This is a genomic window from Streptomyces sp. NBC_01232 (genome assembly GCF_035989885.1).
GTDB lineage: Bacteria > Actinomycetota > Actinomycetes > Streptomycetales > Streptomycetaceae > Streptomyces.
Genome location: NZ_CP108518.1, coordinates 6028346 through 6047740 on the forward strand (window position 1 = coordinate 6028346; position 19395 = coordinate 6047740).

18 protein-coding genes are annotated in these 19395 nt (G+C 74.0%); 15 read left to right on the forward strand and 3 right to left on the reverse strand.

Going from position 1 to position 19395, the window contains the following annotated elements:
* Nucleotides 1-74 precede the first annotated feature (74 nt).
* Entirely contained in the window at nucleotides 75-4664 is a 4590-nt protein-coding gene (locus tag OG444_RS27980) for an ATP-dependent helicase (protein ID WP_327264758.1), read from the reverse strand.
* Between the two features lie 80 nt (nucleotides 4665-4744).
* On the opposite strand from OG444_RS27980, the gene OG444_RS27985 reads away from it, so the two are divergent.
* The 4 genes from OG444_RS27985 (at nucleotide 4745) to OG444_RS28000 (ending at nucleotide 8034) form a co-directional block, all read left to right on the forward strand.
* Nucleotides 4745-5590, forward strand: a complete 846-nt coding sequence (locus tag OG444_RS27985; protein ID WP_327264759.1) for an AraC family transcriptional regulator — start codon at nucleotides 4745-4747, stop codon at nucleotides 5588-5590.
* Nucleotides 5591-5607: 17 nt separating this feature from the next.
* Entirely contained in the window at nucleotides 5608-6933 is a 1326-nt protein-coding gene (locus OG444_RS27990; protein WP_327264760.1) for a DUF2716 domain-containing protein, read from the forward strand.
* 100 nt (nucleotides 6934-7033) lie between these two features.
* Nucleotides 7034-7729 (forward strand): AzlC family ABC transporter permease, encoded by a 696-nt coding sequence (locus OG444_RS27995; protein WP_327266958.1) that lies wholly within the window; start codon nucleotides 7034-7036, stop codon nucleotides 7727-7729.
* A complete protein-coding gene (locus OG444_RS28000; RefSeq protein ID WP_327264761.1) occupies nucleotides 7726-8034 on the forward strand; it encodes an AzlD domain-containing protein in 309 nt (102 codons plus the stop codon). Before OG444_RS27995 ends, OG444_RS28000 begins: the two co-directional genes overlap by 4 nt.
* Here OG444_RS28000 and OG444_RS28005 read toward each other — a convergent pair.
* Nucleotides 8003-9055 (reverse strand): hypothetical protein, encoded by a 1053-nt coding sequence (locus tag OG444_RS28005; RefSeq protein ID WP_327264762.1) that lies wholly within the window; start codon nucleotides 9053-9055, stop codon nucleotides 8003-8005. The genes OG444_RS28000 and OG444_RS28005 overlap by 32 nt on opposite strands.
* Before the next feature lie 81 nt (nucleotides 9056-9136).
* On the opposite strand from OG444_RS28005, the gene OG444_RS28010 reads away from it, so the two are divergent.
* Both OG444_RS28010 and OG444_RS28015 read left to right on the forward strand, forming a co-directional pair.
* Nucleotides 9137-9331 carry a DUF3046 domain-containing protein gene (locus OG444_RS28010; RefSeq protein ID WP_030154244.1) on the forward strand — a complete coding sequence of 65 codons (195 nt, stop codon included), beginning with the start codon at nucleotides 9137-9139 and terminating at the stop codon, nucleotides 9329-9331.
* Nucleotides 9332-9593: 262 nt separating this feature from the next.
* Nucleotides 9594-10682 (forward strand): AI-2E family transporter, encoded by a 1089-nt coding sequence (locus OG444_RS28015; RefSeq protein ID WP_327264763.1) that lies wholly within the window; start codon nucleotides 9594-9596, stop codon nucleotides 10680-10682.
* Here the strand turns inward: OG444_RS28015 and OG444_RS28020 are convergent.
* A complete protein-coding gene (locus OG444_RS28020; protein ID WP_327264764.1) occupies nucleotides 10636-11391 on the reverse strand; it encodes a Clp protease N-terminal domain-containing protein in 756 nt (251 codons plus the stop codon). The two genes, OG444_RS28015 and OG444_RS28020, sit on opposite strands and share 47 nt — an antisense overlap.
* A 129-nt stretch (nucleotides 11392-11520) precedes the next feature.
* Between OG444_RS28020 and OG444_RS28025 the strand changes: the two genes are divergently transcribed.
* From OG444_RS28025 to OG444_RS28065, 9 genes are all read left to right on the forward strand, one after another.
* Nucleotides 11521-12144, forward strand: a complete 624-nt coding sequence (locus tag OG444_RS28025; protein WP_327264765.1) for a class I SAM-dependent methyltransferase — start codon at nucleotides 11521-11523, stop codon at nucleotides 12142-12144.
* 157 nt (nucleotides 12145-12301) lie between these two features.
* Nucleotides 12302-12763, forward strand: a complete 462-nt coding sequence (locus OG444_RS28030) for a hypothetical protein (protein WP_327264766.1) — start codon at nucleotides 12302-12304, stop codon at nucleotides 12761-12763.
* Complete coding sequence (locus OG444_RS28035; RefSeq protein ID WP_327264767.1) at nucleotides 12760-12957, forward strand: hypothetical protein; 198 nt, start codon at nucleotides 12760-12762, stop codon at nucleotides 12955-12957. Before OG444_RS28030 ends, OG444_RS28035 begins: the two co-directional genes overlap by 4 nt.
* A 41-nt stretch (nucleotides 12958-12998) precedes the next feature.
* Nucleotides 12999-13328 carry a deoxyxylulose-5-phosphate synthase gene (locus tag OG444_RS28040; protein ID WP_327264768.1) on the forward strand — a complete coding sequence of 110 codons (330 nt, stop codon included), beginning with the start codon at nucleotides 12999-13001 and terminating at the stop codon, nucleotides 13326-13328.
* Nucleotides 13325-14200, forward strand: coding sequence for an SMI1/KNR4 family protein (locus OG444_RS28045; RefSeq protein WP_327264769.1), 876 nt, complete (start codon nucleotides 13325-13327; stop codon nucleotides 14198-14200). Before OG444_RS28040 ends, OG444_RS28045 begins: the two co-directional genes overlap by 4 nt.
* A gap of 82 nt (nucleotides 14201-14282) precedes the next feature.
* Nucleotides 14283-14765, forward strand: a complete 483-nt coding sequence (locus tag OG444_RS28050) for a hypothetical protein (RefSeq protein WP_327266959.1) — start codon at nucleotides 14283-14285, stop codon at nucleotides 14763-14765.
* A gap of 215 nt (nucleotides 14766-14980) precedes the next feature.
* The gene (gene recA / locus OG444_RS28055) at nucleotides 14981-16090 is read left to right on the forward strand and encodes a recombinase RecA (protein ID WP_327264770.1); all 1110 of its coding nucleotides are present in this window, start codon (nucleotides 14981-14983) and stop codon (nucleotides 16088-16090) included.
* Nucleotides 16091-16093: 3 nt separating this feature from the next.
* A complete protein-coding gene (recX, locus tag OG444_RS28060) occupies nucleotides 16094-16660 on the forward strand; it encodes a recombination regulator RecX (protein WP_327264771.1) in 567 nt (188 codons plus the stop codon).
* A 90-nt stretch (nucleotides 16661-16750) separates the two neighbouring features.
* Nucleotides 16751-19300 carry an ABC transporter permease gene (locus tag OG444_RS28065; protein WP_327264772.1) on the forward strand — a complete coding sequence of 850 codons (2550 nt, stop codon included), beginning with the start codon at nucleotides 16751-16753 and terminating at the stop codon, nucleotides 19298-19300.
* Nucleotides 19301-19395: the final 95 nt, after the last annotated feature.

Genomic DNA, 19395 nt, shown 5'->3' on the forward strand with positions numbered 1-19395 from the left:
CTCAGGGGTGGCTCAGGACGGTTCTGTGACATGTCCAGGACGTGAGCGGAACAGTCGGCGCCGTTTTGCAGCCATCAGGAACGCAAGCGCAAACCCCTCGGCGTCGCGTGGAAACCGGCCGCCTCCAGGGTCCGTCCCAGCGGAGAGGTCAGGGCCGCGGCCGCATTGATGCGCTCCACCGTGAGGGCCGGGAGCGTGCCCGCGCGCGAGGCCGCGGCCAGGGCGGCCGTGGCCGCCGTGAGCCGGGGGTCCTCCGGCGGGGGCCAGGCCAGCAGGGTCTTGCCGCCGCGCTCCAGGTAGAGGGTCAGTTCCCCGTCGACCAGGACGACGAGGGAGCCCGCCTTGCGGCCCGGCTTGTGGGTGGCCCCGGCCGGGGGTTCGGGCCAGGGCAGGGCCGCGCCGTACGCGTTCGCCGGGTCGGCGGCCGCCAGGACCACCGCCGCCAGCGGGGGCGGGGTCCGCTCGGCGGCCCGGAGGCGGTCCACCGCGCCGTCCATCGCGAACTGGGCCGCGCCCAGCCCCTCGACCACATAGCCCCGGCGGGCCTGGCCGCTGTCCTCGAAGGCCGCCAGGACGCGGTAGACCGCGCTGAAGCCGCCCTCCACGCCTTCCGCGGCCACCGCTCCGCGGGTCACCACCCCGTGCCGGTCCAGCAGGGTGCGGGCCAGGGCGTGGGCCCGGTGGGTCGGGTCGGGGGCCGCGCCCGGAAGGAGCGACCAGCGCCCGGAGACCGTGGGCGGCCCGGTACGGGACACGGTCGCGCTGAGCGTGCCGTACCGGCCGCGGGGGACCGTACGCCGGGCCCGGTGCGCCGTCGAGCCCGCCGTGCGGCCCGAGCCGAGCAGGGAGCGCAACGGGCCCAGGGTGTCGTTGGTGAGCCGGCCCGACCAGGCAAGGTCCCACACCGCCTCGGAGAGCGCGATGTCGGACACCTCGGGGAACTCGCCCCGGATCGACTGCGCGATCTGCCGGAAGAACAGGCCGTACCCGCCCGCGAGGGACGCCAGGACCGCCTGGTGGAGGGGGCTCTGCTCCAGCGGGTGCGGCGGGGGCAGCAGCAGCGGGGCCGCCTCCGCCAGGTAGAGGGAGATCCAGCCGTCCTTGCCGGGGAGGGCTCCCGCGCCGGCCCAGACCACCTCGCCCGCGGTGGTCAGCTCGTCCAGGAGGCCGGGGGAGTACCCGCTCACCCGGGAGGGGAGGATCAGCCGTTCCAGCGCGGAGGCCGGGACCGGGGCGCCCTGGAGCTGTTCGACCGCCCGGGCCAGGCCGTCGAGGCCGCGCAGGGCCCCGCCCAGGTGCTGCCACTGGGGCAGGAAGGTGGCCAGCGAGGTGGGCGGGACCGGTTCCAGCTCCTGGCGGAGCGCGGCGAGGGAGCGGCGGCGGAGCCTGCGCAGCACCGTCGCGTCGCACCACTCCTGCCCGATGCCCGCCGGGTGGAACTCGCCCTGCACCACCCGGCCGGCCGCGGCCAGCCGGTGCAGGGCGCCCTCGGTCACCGCCGCGCCCAGGCCGAAGCGGGCGGCGACCGCTGCCGTGGTGAAGGGCCCGTGGGTGCGGGCGTACCGGGCGAGCAGGTCGCCGAGCGGGTCCTTGACCGGTTCGGTGAACGCCTCCGGGACGCCGACGGGCAGCGCCGTGCCCAGCGCGTCCCGCAGCCGGCCCGCGTCCTCGATCGCCGCCCAGTGGTCCGTGCCGCCGATCCTGACCTGGATGGCGCGGCGGGCCGCCGTGAGCTCCTGCGCCCAGGCCGGATCGGCCCCGCGCTCGGTCAACTGGCCCGGCGTCAGCGGGCCCAGCAGGCGCAGCAGGTCGGCCACCGACTCGGGATCCTTGGCCCGCCGGTCCTCGGTGAGCCACTGGAGCTCCCGTTCCAGCTCCTCCAGCACCTGGGCGTCGAGGAGTTCGCGCAGTTCCGCCTGGCCGAGCAGCTCGGCCAGCAGCCGGGAGTCCAGCGACAGCGCGGCCGCCCTGCGCTCGGCCAGCGGCGAGTCGCCCTCGTAGAGGAACTGGGCCACATAACCGAAGAGGAGGGAACGGGCGAAGGGGGAGGGCTCCGGCGTGGTGACCTCGACGAGCCGGACACGGCGCGCCTCGATGTCACCCATCAGCTCGGTCAGTCCGGGCACGTCGAAGACGTCCTGGAGGCATTCGCGCACGGCCTCCAGCACGATCGGGAAGGAGCCGAACTCCGAGGCCACCTGCAGCAGCTGGGAGGCGCGCTGCCGCTGCTGCCACAGCGGGGTGCGCCGGCCCGGGCTGCGGCGCGGCAGCAGCAGGGCGCGGGCCGCGCACTCGCGGAAGCGGGAGGCGAACAGTGCGGAGCCGCCGACCTGGTCGGTGACGATCTGCTGGACGTCGCCGTGGTCGAAGGCCACGTCGGCCGCGCCCAGCGGGGCCTTCTCGTCGTCGAACTCGAACCCCTGCGGAGCGGCAGGATCGTGGTCCAGGAGGTCCATGGACAGCAGGTCCGCGTCGGGGAGCCGGAGCACGATCCCGTCGTCGGCGTGCATCACCTGCGCGTCCATGCCGTACTTCTCGGCGAGGCGGGCGCCCAGCGCCAGCGCCCACGGCGCGTGCACCTGCGCGCCGAAGGGGGAGTGGACCACGACCCGCCAGTCGCCCAGCTCGTCACGGAACCGCTCCACCACGATGGTCCGGTCGTCGGGGACGTGCCCGCAGGCCTCGCGCTGTTCCGCGAGGTACGCCAGGACGTTCTCGGCGGCCCAGGCGTCCAGGCCCGCCGCCAGCAGCCGCAGCCGGGCGTCCTCCTCGCCCAGGCCGCCGAGCTCGCGGAGGAACGCGCCCACCGCGCGGCCCAGTTCGAGCGGGCGGCCGAGCTGGTCGCCCTTCCAGAACGGCAGCCGCCCCGGCACCCCGGGAGCGGGGGTGACCAGGACCCGGTCGCGGGTGATGTCCTCGATCCGCCACGAGGTGGTGCCCAGCGTGAAGACATCGCCGACCCGGGACTCGTAGACCATCTCCTCGTCGAGCTCCCCGACCCGGCCGCCGCCCTTCTTCGGGTCGGAGCCCGCGAGGAAGACTCCGAAGAGACCGCGGTCGGGGATCGTGCCGCCCGAGGTGACCGCGAGGCGCTGGGCCCCCGGCCGGCCCGTGATCGTCCCTGCCACCCGGTCCCAGACCACGCGCGGCCTGAGCTCGGCGAACGCGTCCGACGGATAGCGACCGGCCAGCATGTCCAGCACCGCCGTGAACGCCGATTCGGGCAGCGCCGCGAAGGGCGCCGCCCGCCGCACCAGGGCGAGCAGGTCGTCCAGCTGCCAGGTGTCCATCGCCACCATCGCGACCAGCTGCTGCGCCAGCACGTCGAGCGGATTGGAGGGCACCCGCAGGGACTCGATCGCCCCCGTGCGCATCCGCTCGGTGACCACCGCCGCCTGCACCAGGTCGCCGCGGTACTTGGGGAAGACCACACCGGTGGAGACCGCGCCCACCTGGTGCCCGGCACGTCCCACCCGCTGCAGTCCCGAGGCCACCGACGGCGGGGACTCCACCTGCACCACCAGGTCCACCGCGCCCATGTCGATGCCCAGCTCCAGGCTGGAGGTGGCGACCACGGCGGGCAGTCGGCCCGCCTTCAGATCCTCCTCCACCAGGGCCCGCTGCTCCTTGGACACCGAGCCGTGGTGCGCGCGGGCCAGCAGCGGCGGGGCTCCCAGGGCTGCCCCCGACTGGGCCATGACCTCGGCCGGGGGCGCTCCCTCCGGCAGCTTCTCGCCCATGGCGCGCTCGTACGCGATCTCATTGAGCCGGTTGCACAGCCGCTCCGCGAGCCGGCGGGAGTTGGCGAACACGATCGTCGAGCGGTGCGCCTGCACCAGATCGGCGATCCGCTCCTCCACATGCGGCCAGATCGACGGCTTGTCCCCGCCCTCCCTGCCCTCGGTCGCGGGAGAGCCCCCCAACTCGCCCATGTCCTGCACCGGGACGACCACCGACAGGTCGAACTCCTTGGTCGACGGCGGCTGGACGATCTCCACCTTGCCGCGCGGTGCGAGGTACCGGGCCACCTCGTCCACCGGCCGGACCGTCGCCGACAGCCCGATCCTGCGCGCCGGGCGCGGCAGCAGCTCGTCCAGCCGCTCCAGGGAGAGCGCGAGATGGGCCCCGCGCTTGGTCCCCGCGACCGCGTGCACCTCGTCCAGGATCACCGTCTCGATCCCGGCGAGGGCGTCCCGGGCCGCCGAGGTCAGCATCAGGAACAGCGACTCGGGCGTGGTGATGAGGATGTCCGGCGGGCGCGTGGCCAGCGCCCGGCGCTCGGCGGGCGGGGTGTCGCCGGAGCGGATCCCCACCCGGATGTCCGGCTCGGGCAGGCCGAGGCGCACCGACTCCTGGCGGATGCCCGTCAGCGGGCTGCGGAGATTGCGCTCTACATCGACGGCCAGGGCCTTCAGGGGCGATACGTACAGCACGCGGCAGCGCTTCTTCGGCTCGGCGGGCGGCGGGACCGAGGCGAGCCGGTCGAGGGCGGCGAGGAACGCGGCCAGGGTCTTGCCGGAGCCGGTGGGGGCCACCACCAGCACGTCCGAGCCCTCCCCGATCGCGCGCCAGGCACCCTCCTGGGCGGTGGTGGGCGTGACGAAGGCCCCCGTGAACCACGAGCGGGTCGCGGGGGAGAACGAGTCGAGCGCAGCGCCTGCCATGCCCCCATCGTGCACCCGGCCACTGACAACGGGCCGGACCTGGGGAAACGCGCGCAGCGGGCGGGGCGCAGAATGGGGGGATGGGCACGGACGAGGGCGCCGCGGGCCGCCGGGAGTGGGCACGGCACTGGCAGTACGCGGAACTGCCCGGCCTCGACCTGCTGCGCGCCCACTACGTACGCCACACCTTCCCGCGCCACGCGCACGACGGGTACGTCATCGCGGCCGTCACCGGCGGCATCGAGGAGATCGGGCTCCCCGGGCACGTGGTGCGCGCCGGGCCGGGCAGCGTGGTCCTGATCAACCCCGAAGTCCCGCACACCGCGCGCGCCGGGGTGCCCGAGGGCTGGGCGTACGCCACCCTCTACCCCTCCAGTGAGCTGATCGCGGAGGTCGCCGACGAGATCGGCACCCTGCGCGGCACCCCCGGCTTCACGGCCGACATGGTCGCCGACGCCCCGGGCGCCCGGGCGATCACCGAGGTCCACCGGGCCGCCGAGGCGGGCAACGCGCTGGCCGCCGACACGCTGCTGCGGAGCGTGGTGGCCCGGATGCTGACCCGGCACGCAGGCCCGCTGCCCGCCCGTACGGTGCAGGGCGCGGGCGGCGCCGACGCGGCGGCGGCGCGGGCCGTACTGCAGGAGCGGATGGCAGACCCGCCGTCGCTGGAGCAGCTCGCGGCGGAGCTGGGAACGAGCCCCTTCGCCCTGCTGCGGGCCTTCCGCGAGCGGTACGGGATGCCGCCGCACACCTGGCTGACCGACGCCCGGGTCCGCCGGGCGCGCCGGCTCCTCGACGCCGGCACGGCGCCGGCGGAGGCGGCCGTCACCGTCGGCTTCACCGACCAGCCGCACCTGAACCGGCACTTCACACGCATCGTGGGCGTGCCGCCGGGCGCGTACCGGCGGGAGCGGGCGGCCGGTTAGGGTCTCCGTCGAGGATCTTGGCCAGGGAGGGCGTACGGATGGACCGGCTGGAGCGGGCCCGGGTGCTGGGGGTGTACACGGCACAGGTGCGGGGGCGGGTGCCCCGGTGGCCGCCGACCGGAGCCGTGGTGGAGCTGGACGGTCCCCTCGTGCGGACCCACTGCGGCACGCACGGGACCGTCGGCCACGGGCCGCTGACGGACATCCCGCGCGCCGGGATCGCGGAGCTGGTGGGGCGCGGGACGGACGCCTTCGCCGCGCGCGGTGAGCCCGTGCGGTGGAAGGTCCACGGTCACGATCCGGGCGCCCTGGCCGCCGAACTGACGGCCGCCGGGTTCACGGCCGGTCCGGAACGCTCGCTGCTGGTGGCCGAGTTCGCCCGGCTGGAACCCCTCACAGCCCTGGAGCGGGGCCGGGCGCCCCGGGCCGGGGTGCACAGCCTGATCAGCAGCGGCTCGGGTTCCCCCTGGTGGGAGGCGGCCCGGGCCCTGGCCGAGGCCCCCGGTCCGCACCCCGAACCGCACGCCGAGCCGCTCGCCGACTTCGAGGCCGACGGCGGGCCGGTGTGGAAGGAGCGGGACGCGGCGGTGCTCCTCGAGGACGGCCGTGTCATCGCCGCGGGCTGGGCGGAGGTGCCCCGGGGCACCGACTTCCTCGTGATCGGCGGTGTGACGGGCCCGCACGCGGAGTTCCCCAGGGCCTGGCGCGAGCTGGTGACGCCGCCGGAGCACTACCACCGCAGCCTGCATCGGCCCGTGCCCTATTGCGTCGCCGAGGCGGCGGGAGAGCTCCGGACGGCCCTGCTCGCGGCCGGTTTCGCCGAGCTGACCACCGTACGCACCCATCACTGGGCCCCGCCCGCGGTCCCGGCGCGGTCCCGGCCGGTCGCCCTGCTCGACCCGCGGTGCGAGGACCGGCTGTGGGACCGGGTGGAACGCGAGTACGGCTTCCAGCCCAGAATCGAGCGGTTCTGCGCGTTCGAGGGCCCGGCCGGCGGTGCCACGTGGCGGCTCGACCGCGCGCTCGCCGACGAGCCGGAACGGATCGTGCGCCCGGCGCTGCAGGCGGTCACCCGCCCCGGCGAGCGGCTGGCCTGGCTCGACTGGAACCACACCTGCTACGACTTCGACCCCCACCGGGTGGGCGGGCCCGGCGAGCCGGACTGGCCGGGCGAGGCGTACCCGAACGGCGACTACCACCTCTTCCTCGACCACGACCTGCGCTTCGGCACCTTCGGTCACCCCTGGGAGGAGACCCTCACCGTCTTCGGGGCCGATCTGCTGGCCGCCGTCGGGGGAGGGCTGACCGCGCTGCTCGGCGAGCCGCTGCGGCGCACCGGATGAGGACCCGCTGGGGAGAGGCCGCGACGTGCGCGCAAGAACGTACAAGACCGGGCCGCCCCGACCTGCGTAGTTTCGGGGCGTGGGAGAACATCAAGCAGTGATGCAGGAGACCCCCGAGGGGGTCGCCGGGGGACGGCCGCGCGCCGCTGTCGTGCGCGACGCGCTCGGGGTCGGGGTGGCCGTCGGGCTGTCCGGGTTCGCATTCGGGGTGACCGCCGCCGGGGCCGGCGTCAGCACCCTGCAGGCCTGCGTGCTGAGCCTGCTCGTCTTCACCGGCGCCTCGCAGTTCGCCCTGGTCGGGGCGCTGGCGGCGGGCGGGAACCCGTTCACCGCCGCCGCCGGGGCCTTCTTCCTCGGCACCCGCAACGCCTTCTACGGGCTGCGGCTGTCGCAGCTGCTCAAGCTGCCCCGCGCCGTGCGGCCGCTCGCCGCGCACTGGGTGATCGACGAGACCACCGCCGTCGCCCTGGCCCAGCCCGACCGCAAGTCGGCCCGCCTCGGCTTCACCGTCACCGGGCTCACCCTCTACGCGCTGTGGAACCTCACCACCCTGCTCGGCGCCCTCGGCGCCGAGGCCATCGGGGACACCAACGCGTGGGGGCTGGACGCCGCCGGGCCCGCCGTGTTCCTGGCCCTGCTGGCGCCGATGCTGAAGACCTCCACCGAGCGGGCCGTCGCCGCCCTCGCGCTCGTCCTCGGGCTCGGCTTCCTGCCCGTGCTGCCCGCCGGAGTGCCCGTGCTGATCGCCGCTCTGGCCGCCCCCGTCGTGCTGTGGATGAAGGGACGCCGCCCGTGAACGTCTGGATCGCCATCGGACTGACCGTCCTCGGCTGCTACGCCGTCAAGCTCGCCGGGCTGCTCGTTCCCGCCGGGGCCCTGGAGCGGCCGCTCGTACGCCGCCTGGCCGCCCTGCTGCCGGTCGCCCTGCTCGCCGCGCTCACCGCCCAGCAGACCTTCAGCACCGGGTCCGCCCTCGTCGTCGACGCCCGCGCCGCCGGACTCGCGGCCGCCGGGCTGGCCCTGCTGCTGCGCGCCCCGTTCCTCGTCGTGGTCGCCGCCGCCGTCGTCGTCACCGCGGGGGTACGGGCCCTGGGGGGCTGACCCCGTCCGGCGAGCGCCCGTCCGGCAGGCGCCCGTAGGCCCGCAGGGTGAGCAGGGCCTCCAGGGTGGCGATCGGCCGCCGCTCCAGAGAGCTGCCCGGCGCCCAGGCCCGTCGGCGCACCGGCCAGCCGCCGTCCGGCTGCTGCTCGGAGGACAGGAAGTCCAGCGAGCGGCGCAGCTCCGCGTCGGTGAACCAGCCGCGGGCCAGCGACTCCGGCCGCCGCGCGAAGTCGTGCGGGTGGAGCCGCTCGCCCGGGGCGTAGCCGGGGGCCTCCGGGTACTCCGCCCGCCGCACCGGATCGAGCACGACGAGTCGCTGCTCGCGCACCAGCCGGCCCAGCCGGTCCGCGGCCGCCGCCGCGCGCGCCCGGTCGGGGATGCCGTCGAGGAAGGCCACCGCGCTCTGGACCTCGTACGGATGCGTGTGGCGCAGGTTCTCGACCCGGTCCCAGCAGAAGTCCGTGGCCCGGAAGAGCCAGGCGTGCCAGACCCGGTTGCGGTGCAGCGCGCCGACGACCGGGCCCGTGGTCAGCAGCTCGCCCGGCGGGTCGTCGTGCGTCGGGTGATAGGGGGCGGCGGGATAGTCGCGGGGCCCCGGGAAGACCACCGGAAGCGCGCCGTCCGTGGTGGAGACCCCGGTCAGGTGGCGGCAGAGCCGCTCGATGCGCTGTCCGGAACAGCGGCCGAGGCTGTCCAGCACGCGCAGCGCGTGGGCGGTGTGCAGGGGCTGGCTGAGCGGACCGCGGAGATCCGGATCGAGTGCGTGACCGTAGCCCCCGTCCGGGTTGAGGTACGAACCGAGGGCCGTGTCCACCGGGTCGGCGGCCCCGCCGAGGAAGTGGAACGCGAACCGCCGCTGCTCCAGCACGCGGGCCGTGAGCCAGATGAACCTCTCGGCGCGGGCCAGTGGGTCCTGCGGTGGCCGGGCGGCCTGCGGTGTCTGCGGTGTCCGCGACGGCTGTGATGTTTGTGATGTCTGCGGGGTCTGCGGGGTCTGCGGGGAAGCTTCGTCTCCGGGCATGGCTGCAACGTAGGACGCCGCGGTGCGGCCAGGAGGGCCGAACGCGGGCGGTGCACTCTCCCGGGGCGGGATACTGGGGGCATGCGGTTGACGATTTTCTGGGAACGGATGGCGGAGCACTTCGGTGCGGGCTACGCCGACTCCTTCGCGCGGGACCACGTCATGACGGAGCTGGGCGGGCGCACCGTCCACCAGGCGCTGGACGCGGGCTGGGAGGCCAAGGACGTCTGGCGCGCGGTGTGTTCGGCGATGGACGTGCCGGCGTCGCTGCGCTGACGGAGGGCCGGTCCGGAGCGCTGCCGTCCGGCGGCTTCGCGGTACGGGGCGGCCGTGGGACAGACTGGGCGCCGTGGCAGCCAGCGAAGAGACGAACGATCAGCCCGCGGACGCACAAGGAGTGACACCGCCGGGACAGCCGGGGCGACCGGGACGGCCCGCGACGCAGCCGTTGCGGGCGGAGGATTCGGGACCGGCGGAACCGCCGCTGCTCCCCGGTCCGCGGCGGCCCGGTGCGGCCCCCGCCGAGGACGATGCGCGCATGCCGCGCTGGCTGCCGCGCGCAGTGATCCTCGTACTGGCCCTCGTCGCCTGTTTCCAGCTCGGCAGCTGGGCCTTCCACCAGCTGATCGGCCTGCTGGTCAACATCCTGATCGCGTTCTTCCTCGCGCTCGCTATCGAACCCGCAGTGGCGAGGATGGCGGCCCGCGGCGTGCGCCGGGGGCTCGCCACCTTCCTGGTGTTCCTCGCGGTCTTCGTCGCGGTCGCCGGCTTCCTCGCCCTGCTCGGCTCCATACTCGCCGGGCAGATCGTCGCCATGGTGGAAGGCTTCCCCGGCTACCTCGACCGGGTGATCCACTCGATCAACGACACCTTCCGCACCGACCTGTCGCGGCTGGAGATCCAGGAGAGCCTGCTGCGCTCCGACTGGCTGCGCAAGTACGTGCAGAACAGTGCGACCGGCGTGCTCGACGTGTCCGCCACCGTGCTCGGCGGACTCTTCAAACTGCTGACGATCGGGCTGTTCTCCTTCTACTTCGCCGCCGACGGACCGCGGCTGCGGCGCGCCCTGTGCTCCGTACTGCCGCCCGCCAAGCAGGCCGAGGTACTGCGCGCCTGGGAGATCGCCGTCGCCAAGACGGGCGGCTACCTCTACTCGCGCGGGCTGATGGCGCTGATCTCCGGGGTCGCGCACTACATCGTGCTGGCGGTGCTCGGCGTGCCGTACGCGCCCGCGCTCGCGGTGTGGGTGGGGCTGGTCTCCCAGTTCATCCCCACCATCGGCACCTATCTGGCGGGCGCGCTGCCGATGCTGCTCGCCTTCACCGTCAACCCCTGGTACGCGCTGTACGTACTGGGCTTCGTGGTGATCTACCAGCAGTTCGAGAACTACGTCCTCCAGCCCAAGCTGACCTCGAAGACCGTGGACATCCACCCGGCGGTGGCCTTCGGATCGGTCGTCGCGGGCACCGCCCTGCTCGGCGCGGTCGGGGCGCTCATCGCGATTCCGGCCATCGCCACCCTGCAGTCCTTCCTCGGCGCGTACGTCAAGCGGTACGAGCTGACGCAGGACGCGGATTCCTCTACTGCTCGTCCGCGACGACGCGTACGACTGCCAGGGCTTCGCTGACGGTCGCCTCGACGCCGGCCTTGTCCAGGCCGAGGCCGTGCAGCGGGCCCTCACCGTTCTCCAGCTCCAGGAGCGCGAGCAGGATGTGCTCCGTACCGACGAAGTCGTGGCCCAGGCGCAGGGCCTCGCGGAAGGTGAGCTCCAGGGCCTTCTTCGCGGACGCGTCGAAGGGGATCAGGTCGGGGACCTCCGCCAGGGGCGGCGGCAGCAGGGCCGTCACGGCGGCGCGTACGTCGTCCGCAGCGACCCCGTGGGTGCGCAGGGCGTACCCCGAGAGGCCCTCGGACTCGGCGAGGAGGCCCAGGACCAGGTGCTCGGTGCGGATCTCGGCGCCGCCGGCGGCGCGGGCCTCGTTCTGTGCGGTCATGACGACGTTGCGGGCGCGCGGGGTGAACCGGCCGAAGCCCGCGCTGGGGTCCAGAGCGCCGTCGCCCTCCTTGTCGGCCTTGGGGACGAAGCGCTTCTGGGCGGCCTGGCGGGTGACGCCCATGCTCCGGCCGATGTCGGTCCAGGAGGCCCCGGAGCGGCGGGCCTGGTCGACGAAGTGACCGATGAGGTGGTCGGCCACGTCGCCGAGGTGCTCGGCGGCGACGACGGCGTCGCTGAGCTGCTCCAGGGAGTCGGTGTGGACCTTCTTGATGGCCTCGATGAGGTCGTCGAGGCGTACCGGATTGGTCATGCGAACGGGTTCCACTGAAGGGTTCGTCATAGGTGCAACCGTAGGTTGACACTTCGAGGAGTGTCAACCCTGGGTTGTCACCAGCGTGGGGTGTTCGTGGGGACGGTGCGCCGGTGCCATGCTGAGCGGGAGCAGCGGGGGCGAGCAGCGGAGGCCGTCATGGGGTTCTACGCCGACCAGGCAGTGCCGCGGATCCTCAACGTCGCCTGCGGTGCGAAGGTGGGCCGGCCGCTGCGGCGCCGGGTCTGCGAGGAGCTGAGCGGCGAGGTCGTCGAGATCGGCTTCGGGGCGGGCCACAACGTCCCCTTCTATCCGCCGGGCATCAGGGGCGTGGCGGCCGTCGAGCCCTCCGACGTCGCGTGGCGACTGGCGGCGAAGCGTGTACGGGACGCCCGCGTCCCGGTGCGGCGGGCCGGCCTGGACGGCCAGTCGCTGCCCTTCGAGGACGGCTGCTTCGATTCCGCGCTGTCCACGTGGACCCTGTGCACCATCCCGGACGCCGGGGCCGCCCTGCGCGAGTTGCGGCGCGTGCTGAGGCCGGGCGGAACCCTGCACTTCGTCGAGCACGGGCTCGCTCCGGAAGGGGACTGGCGGGTGCGCCGCTGGCAGCGCAGGCTCGAACCCCTCAACATGCGGATCCTGGGCGGCTGTCACCTCACGCGGTCGGCCCCGGACCTGCTGAGGGCCGTGGGGTTCACGATCACCGCTCTCGATGTCTTCTACGAGGAGGGCGGTCCGAAGGTCCTGTGCGCCGAATCCCTCGGGACGGCGGTCTCCCTCTGACGGCCGGCGCCCCGACGACTGGCGCCCCGACGACTGGCGGCCAGACGGCTGACGGCCCGACGCCCCGACGGCCCGTCACAAAAGCATCACGAGGGGCACGGGCCCGGACGGCCCCTGACAGCATCGGTCGCACCGATCCAGGGGGGTTCCAGGTTCCATGCGATTCCGTGTGCGTGTCCCCGTCACCGTCTCCGTTCCCGTATGCGTCGTCGCCGCCACCGTGCTGCTCAGCGGCTGTTCCCGGACTCCGGCCGAGCAGCTGGAGGACTGGTACGGCTCCGGCGGCGAGGCGCAGATGAGGAAGCTGACCGAGGACGCCGGCCGGGTCAACGAGGTGAGCATGCGCACGATCGACGTCCAAGGGCCCGCCTGCCAGGACCTGCTGGCCCAGACCGCCAAGGCCGAGAAGCTCGACCCGATCCCCGACGAAGGGGTCCAGCGGTACTGGAAGGAGGCCCTCGGCGGATTCAGGCGGGGGGCGGGCGAGTGCGCCGACGGAGCCGCGAAGAACGACGAGTCCCAGGTCTCCCGGGGCATCATGGCGGTGCAGACGGAAGGCCTCCCCAAGCTGGTGAGCACGGTCTCGTTGCTCAGGGCACGCCTGGCGTCGGCCAAGTGACCCGGACCGGGGACGCGTTCGGCGTCGCCGCCGGTGCCGGAGCCGTCCCGCGCAGCCTGTCGGCAGCCGCCGTCCGCGTGCACCGCGACCAGGATCCGCTGCCCGTCACGGACCTCGCCGACGGGCTCCTCGCCCTCCGAGGCCGTCCCCCGATCGCCCGGGCCGCCCTCGAGGGTGCCCCCGGCCTGCCGTAATCGTGTCGATCCCGGCGCGGGGCGTTGCTTAGGCTGCTCGCATGCCCCACGCGAAGACCTCGTACATCTGCCTGCCCTGCCGGGCCGCGTACAAGCAGCCCTACGACAGGGACCGGGAACGGGTCTGCCCGCGCTGTGCGCGCGCCCTCGTCCATGCCGGGTCGGCCTTCGCCGCGCCCCGGCGGCGCGACGACGCGGCGTGGCGCACGCTGTCCGTGCTGCTGAACGCGGGCGTGCGCTTCCACAAGAGTTGCTGCGGCGGGCCGGGTTACCGCCCGCGCACCCTGCACGAGGTGCGTGAGCGGATGACGTACGCGAAGCGGACCGGCAAGCCCTTCGCGGAGGCGCTCGTACTGCGGGAGCTGCCGTGACCGGGCCCGGCTCCCTGGCGCGGCTCGTTCCGCCGCCGGCCGCACCCGTCGACGCCCGCGGGGACTGGACCGCTGCCGAGGCCGCGCTCGGGGTGCGGCTCCCCGACGACTACAAGTGGACGGTCGCCACGTACGGGTGGGGGGAGTTCTGCGATCTCCTGTACCTCCACACGCCGTTCGGCACGAGCCGGCACAACGGCATCGAGTGGCAGCGCGCCCACCATCTGACGCAACCGGCGGAACGGGACGTTGAGCGCTACCCCTACCCGCTGCACCCGGAGCCGGGCGGGCTGCTGGTCTGGGGCACCACCATGGACGCCGACCGGCTGTGCTGGCTCACCGGTGGGGAGGCGCCCGAGGAATGGCCCGTCGTGGTGTGGAGCAGCGAGGGGTGGTACGAGACGCACCGCACGGGCGCGGCGGCCTTCATCGAGGGCTGGGCCGCCGGACGCCTCCGCTCCCGCCTGCTCGGCGCCATGCAGCCGGACCTGGCGCCCTGGTTCAACGCGTTCCGGCCCCGCATCGACCGGTGCCTGCGCCTGTCCGAGGGGCCCCTGCCCCACGACGAGCGTCTGAGGGCGCTGCGCGCGGCCCTGGCCCCGACCACGGACCGGGGCGCATGGCGGTCGAAGCACGACGAGATGGCGCAGGACCACTTCGCGACCGTCGACACCGACTGGCTGCTCACGTACGACGCGTCGCGCCCTCACCAGATCCGGATAGGTTTCCCGCCCGAGGACGCGGAGCGGGCCCGGGTGCGGCTCATGGCCGCCGTGGAGCTCATGCAGTGCCGGCTGCTCGAGCTGACGACCGCGGCGGGCACCACCTTGCCGGCCTGGGACACGCCCACGGACGAGGACGACGAGGAGTGACCGTCGACGGGGGCCGGGCGCCGGCGCCGATATCGGGGTGCGGGCCCGGCCGGGAGGGTGCCACAGTCCCGTCGTGACCTTGATGGACCTACTCGTCGACTTCTCCCGCACCGGCCGCATCGGGCCGCTCACCTGCGGGATGTCCCTGGCCGAGGCCGAAGACCTCCTCGGCCCGGGCCGCCCGCATCCGGCCCATCTCATGAAGGGGCCCGATGTCGACGGCTACTTCTACACGTGGGGCGGGCTGCGACTGGTGGTCACCCGGCGGGCCGTGAGCGGCATCTGGATCAGCCTCCGGCCGGGTTCGGCCGCCGGGCTCCCGCCGCTCGTCCTACCCGGTTCCGAGACCCTCGATGCCACCGTCCTGCGCGAGGAGCTGATCGCCGCCCTGGACCGCGCGGGCTGCCGGCACGCGGTCAACGGCGACCTCACCTTCGACGGGCAATCGAGCATCCTCACCCTGCCCGCCGAGGTCTGCGCCGTCTTCGCCCTTCCGGGACGTGACGAGCCCGCCCCGCACCGTGACCGTCACCACCTCATCGCGCTGCACCGGCACACGGCCTGATGTCCGTGGTGGGCGGCAGGCCGCCCACCACGACCGCGACCCGGGCGCGTCGGTGCAGGTGGGGGAGGGGTGGGCGTGGCGCGCTTGACAGGGAAATCGAACATCCATTCTGATGAGTTATCCACAGCCGAAACGCTCGTGGAGGCGCATTGTCAGTGGCAGGCATTAGCGTCAGTGACGTGAAGCGATCGACTCAAGCAAACCGGGTGGAACCCATGGCAGGCACCGACCGCGAGAAGGCTCTCGACGCCGCGCTCGCACAGATTGAACGGCAATTCGGCAAGGGTGCGGTCATGCGCCTCGGCGACAAGCCGAACGACCCCATCGAGGTCATCCCCACCGGGTCGACCGCGCTGGACATCGCCCTCGGCGTCGGCGGGCTGCCCCGCGGCCGTGTGATCGAGGTGTACGGCCCGGAGTCCTCCGGTAAGACGACCCTGACCCTGCACGCCGTGGCCAACGCACAGAAGGCCGGCGGCACCGTCGCCTTCGTGGACGCCGAGCACGCGCTCGACCCCGAGTACGCCAAGGCCCTCGGCGTCGACACCGACAACCTCATCCTGTCGCAGCCGGACACCGGCGAGCAGGCGCTGGAGATCGTGGACATGCTGGTCCGCTCCGGTGCCCTCGACCTGATCGTCATCGACTCCGTGGCGGCGCTCGTGCCGCGCGCGGAGATCGAGGGTGAGATGGGCGACTCGCACGTGGGTCTCCAGGCCCGACTGATGAGCCAGGCCCTCCGGAAGATCACCGGTGCGCTCAACCAGTCCAAGACCACCGCGATCTTCATCAACCAGCTCCGCGAGAAGATCGGTGTGATGTTCGGCTCGCCGGAGACCACCACCGGTGGTCGCGCGCTGAAGTTCTACGCCTCCGTGCGCCTCGACATCCGTCGCATCGAGACCCTCAAGGACGGCACGGACGCGGTCGGTAACCGCACCCGCGTCAAGGTCGTCAAGAACAAGGTCGCGCCGCCGTTCAAGCAGGCCGAGTTCGACATCCTCTACGGCCAGGGCATCAGCCGCGAGGGCGGCCTGATCGACATGGGCGTGGAGCACGGCTTCGTGCGCAAGGCCGGCGCCTGGTACACCTACGAGGGCGACCAGCTCGGCCAGGGCAAGGAGAACGCCCGTAACTTCCTGAAGGACAACCCCGACCTCGCCAACGAGATCGAGCGGAAGATCAAGGAGAAGCTGGGCGTGGGTGTCCGCAAGGACGCCGCCGCCGAGGCCGGTGCCGACACGGCCGACGCCGCGGCCACCGCCGTGCCCGCCCCGGCATCGAAGGCCAAGACGACGGCCAAGGCCGCCGTGGCCAAGAGCTGACCCGTGCGCGAGCAGGAAGGGGGCGGCGAGCGCCGGGGTGGCCGTGAGGGCCGTCCGGAGCTGCCGCCCCAGAGCCCCGAGGAGCAGGCGCGGGCGATCTGTCTGCGCCTGCTCACCGGCAGCCCGCGCACCCGGCGCCAGCTCGCGGACGCCCTGCACAAGCGGGGCATCCCCGAGGAGGTGTCGCAGCAGGTCCTCTCCCGGTACGAGGAAGTGGGCCTGATCGACGACGCGGCCTTCGCCGGAGCCTGGGTCGAGTCCCGCCACCGCGGCCGGGGCCTGGCCCGTCGGGCACTGGCCCAGGAGCTCCGTACCAAGGGGGTGCACGCCACCCTCGTGGAAGAGGCCCTGGAGCTGCTGGACTCCGACCAGGAGGAGCAGACCGCCCGGGAGCTCGTGGAGCGCAAGCTCCGCTCCACCCGGGGCCTGGAGCGGGACAAGCGGATCCGTCGCCTCGCCGGGATGCTGGCGCGCAAGGGATACCCGGAGGGCATGGCCCTGCGAGTGGTGCGCCGCGCGCTGGAGACGGAGGGCGAGGACGCCGACGACCTGGGGTTTGCGGGGGAGTGAGCCGGTGGGCCCGGGGTGGGGGTAGCCCCCGGGACCGGACGCCGGGACACGCCAATGCCAGGCGCCCGGCACGGCGGCAGAGTTGCCCGCATGATGCTGCGTTACGCCCTTCAGACCGTCAGGGACCGCAAGGCCGGTTTCCTCGGCGCCTTCGTCGCGCTGCTGTGCGCGGCCGCCCTCGTCACCGCCTGCGGGACCCTCCTGGAAACGGGACTCCGCGGAAGGATCGGCACCGAGCGCTACGCGGCCACGCCGGTCCTCGTCTCCGCCGACCGGAACGTCCACGAGACGACGGTCAAGGAGAAGAAGGGCAAAACCAAGACCAAGCACAAGGCCAAGCCCGTCGCCGAGCGGGCCTGGCTGCCGGCCGCCACCGTGGACACCGTCCGGGCCGTGCCCGGCGTCGGGCAGGCCGTCCCCGAGCTCACCTTCCAGGCCGTCCCGCTGGTCAAGGCCCCCGGTGCACCCAAGCCCTCGTACGGGCACGCCTGGACCTCCGCCGCACTGACGCCCTTCACCCTCGCCGAGGGCCGCGCCCCCCGCAGCGGTGACGAGGTCGTCGTCGACCGTGCGCTGGCCGCCCGCGCCGGCCTGGCCCCCGGATCCGGACTCACCGTGCAGTCCACCGGCGAACCCAGGACGTACCGGGTCAGCGGCATCGCGACGACGACCCGCGGCGACCTCGCCCACCAGAGCGCTCTCTTCTTCAGCGACGACGAGGCCCACAGGCTCGCCTCCCGCGACGGCCGGGTCAGCGCCATCGGAGTGCTGCCCGCACCCGGCGTCGGCGCCGCCGAACTCGCCACCAGGGTCGAGCAGGCACTGAAGGGCACCACCGCACAGGTCGCCACGGGCGACGAGCGCGGCCCCGTCGAGTTCCCCGGCGCAGCCGACGCCCGCATCAAGCTGGTCTCCATGGGCGGAGCCATGGGCGGCACCTCCCTGCTCGTCGCGGTCCTCGTCGTCGTCGGCACCTTCGCGCTCGGCATCCAGCAGCGCCACCGCGAACTCGCCCTGCTGCGGGCCATCGCCGCCACCCCCCGTCAACTGCGCCGCATGATCGGCCGGGAGGCGCTGCTCGTCGGCCTGGCCGCCGGGGTCTGCGGGGCGCTCGCCGGGCTGCCGCTCGCCGCCCGGCTGCACGGCCGGTTCGTCGACAGCGGGGTCGTCCCCGTCACCCTGGAGCGCACCGCCGGCATCTTCCCGATGTTCGCCGCAGTCGCCACCGGCCTGTTCGGAGCCTGGGCCGCCGCGCGGATCACCGGGCGGCGGATCGCCCGGATCCGTCCGGCCGAGGCCCTCGCCGAAGCCGCCGTCGAGCGGGCCCGGCCCCGCTGGATCCGCAGCGTGCTCGGCGTGCTGATGCTGGCCGGCGGGGCGGTGCTGGTCGTCGTGCTCGGCTCGCTGCGCACCGAGCCGGCCTCCACCCCGGTCACCTTCCTCGCCGTGGTGGTACTGGCCGGGGCGGTCTCGCTGCTCGGCCCGCTGCTTGTCAGGGGCGCCACCGCGCTGCTCGCCGGCCCGCTCCGCCTGGCGGGCCCGGGCGGCCACCTGGCCACCGCCAACCTGCGCGGGAACGCCACGCGGATGGCCTCCGCCGTCACCCCGATCGCGCTGCTGATCGGCATGACCTGCACCGTGCTCTTCATCACCCCGACGCTCGGGGACGCCGCCCGGGCCCAGGCCCGCGACGGGATCCGGGCCCCGTGGGTGCTGGCCGCCCAGGGTCCCGGCGTCACACCGGAGGCTGCCGAGCGGGTCCGGCGTACCCCGGGGGTCGCGGCGGCCACCGAGATCGTGCACACCTCGGTACGGGTGGGCCTGACGAAGTACGCCGCGCAGGGCGTGACCCCGGCCGGACTGGCCCGGACCTGGGACCCGGGGGTCACCGGAGGCAGCCTGGACGGCTTCGGCGAGGGGAGTGCGGCGGTGAGCGAACTGGCCGCCGATCAGCTGGGGCTGAAGCCCGGGAGCCCGCTGAGGCTGACGCTGGGGGACGGCACCCCGGTCACGCTGACGGTCTCGGCCGTGTACGCGCGGGGGCTGGGCTTCGGGGACCTGACGCTGCCGCACCCACTGGTGGCCGCGCACATGGACAACCCGCTGGCGAGCAGTGTGCTGGTGGCGGCGGAGCCGGGCTCGGGCACGAGCCGGGAGCAACTGGCCACGGCGCTGGCGGCATTCCCGGGCGTACGGGTGCTGACGGCGGCGGACGCCGACGCGGCGCGGGCTCAGCGGCAGGAGGCAGGAGCGGAGGTCAACCTGCTGGCGATGGGGCTCGTACTGGCCTTCACCGCGATCGCGGTGGTGAACACCCTCGCGATGTCGACCGCCGAGCGGTTCCGGGAGTTCGCGATGCTGCGGCTGGCCGGGGCGAAGCGTCGGCAGGTGCTGCGGATGCTGCGTACGGAGGCGCTGGCGGTGGTCCTGATCGGGACGGCGCTGGGCTCGGGGATCGCGCTGGCGGTACTGACCGCGTTCAGCGTGGGCATGACGGGGGCGGCCGCGCCCGCGGTGCTGCCGGTCGCGTACGCGGTGGTGGTGGGGGTCGCCGGGGTGCTGGCCCTGGCGGGCACTTCCCTCCCGGGGCGGGTGGCGTTGCGGGTGGCGCCGGTGGCTGTCGCCACGGCGAAGGGGTAGCCCCGTACGGGGATCCGGCCCCCGGGACCGTACCGCCCGAGCGGTGCGGTCCCGGAGCCGTCGCACGTGCGGCGCCGTTGCCGGGGGCGCTGCCC

Coding starts and splice junctions, on each gene's coding strand:
- OG444_RS28020 (WP_327264764.1), bottom strand. CDS start 11,391: ATGACGAACCCTTCAGTGGAACCCGTTCGCATGACCAATCCGGTACGC.
- OG444_RS28015 (WP_327264763.1), top strand. CDS start 9,594: ATGCCGCGCTGGCTGCCGCGCGCAGTGATCCTCGTACTGGCCCTCGTC.
- OG444_RS27980 (WP_327264758.1), bottom strand. CDS start 4,664: ATGGCAGGCGCTGCGCTCGACTCGTTCTCCCCCGCGACCCGCTCGTGG.
- OG444_RS28030 (WP_327264766.1), top strand. CDS start 12,302: ATGCGATTCCGTGTGCGTGTCCCCGTCACCGTCTCCGTTCCCGTATGC.
- OG444_RS27985 (WP_327264759.1), top strand. CDS start 4,745: ATGGGCACGGACGAGGGCGCCGCGGGCCGCCGGGAGTGGGCACGGCAC.
- recA (WP_327264770.1), top strand. CDS start 14,981: ATGGCAGGCACCGACCGCGAGAAGGCTCTCGACGCCGCGCTCGCACAG.
- OG444_RS28005 (WP_327264762.1), bottom strand. CDS start 9,055: ATGCCCGGAGACGAAGCTTCCCCGCAGACCCCGCAGACCCCGCAGACA.
- OG444_RS28050 (WP_327266959.1), top strand. CDS start 14,283: ATGGACCTACTCGTCGACTTCTCCCGCACCGGCCGCATCGGGCCGCTC.
- OG444_RS28025 (WP_327264765.1), top strand. CDS start 11,521: ATGGGGTTCTACGCCGACCAGGCAGTGCCGCGGATCCTCAACGTCGCC.
- OG444_RS28040 (WP_327264768.1), top strand. CDS start 12,999: ATGCCCCACGCGAAGACCTCGTACATCTGCCTGCCCTGCCGGGCCGCG.
- OG444_RS28065 (WP_327264772.1), top strand. CDS start 16,751: ATGATGCTGCGTTACGCCCTTCAGACCGTCAGGGACCGCAAGGCCGGT.
- OG444_RS27995 (WP_327266958.1), top strand. CDS start 7,034: ATGCAGGAGACCCCCGAGGGGGTCGCCGGGGGACGGCCGCGCGCCGCT.
- OG444_RS28010 (WP_030154244.1), top strand. CDS start 9,137: ATGCGGTTGACGATTTTCTGGGAACGGATGGCGGAGCACTTCGGTGCG.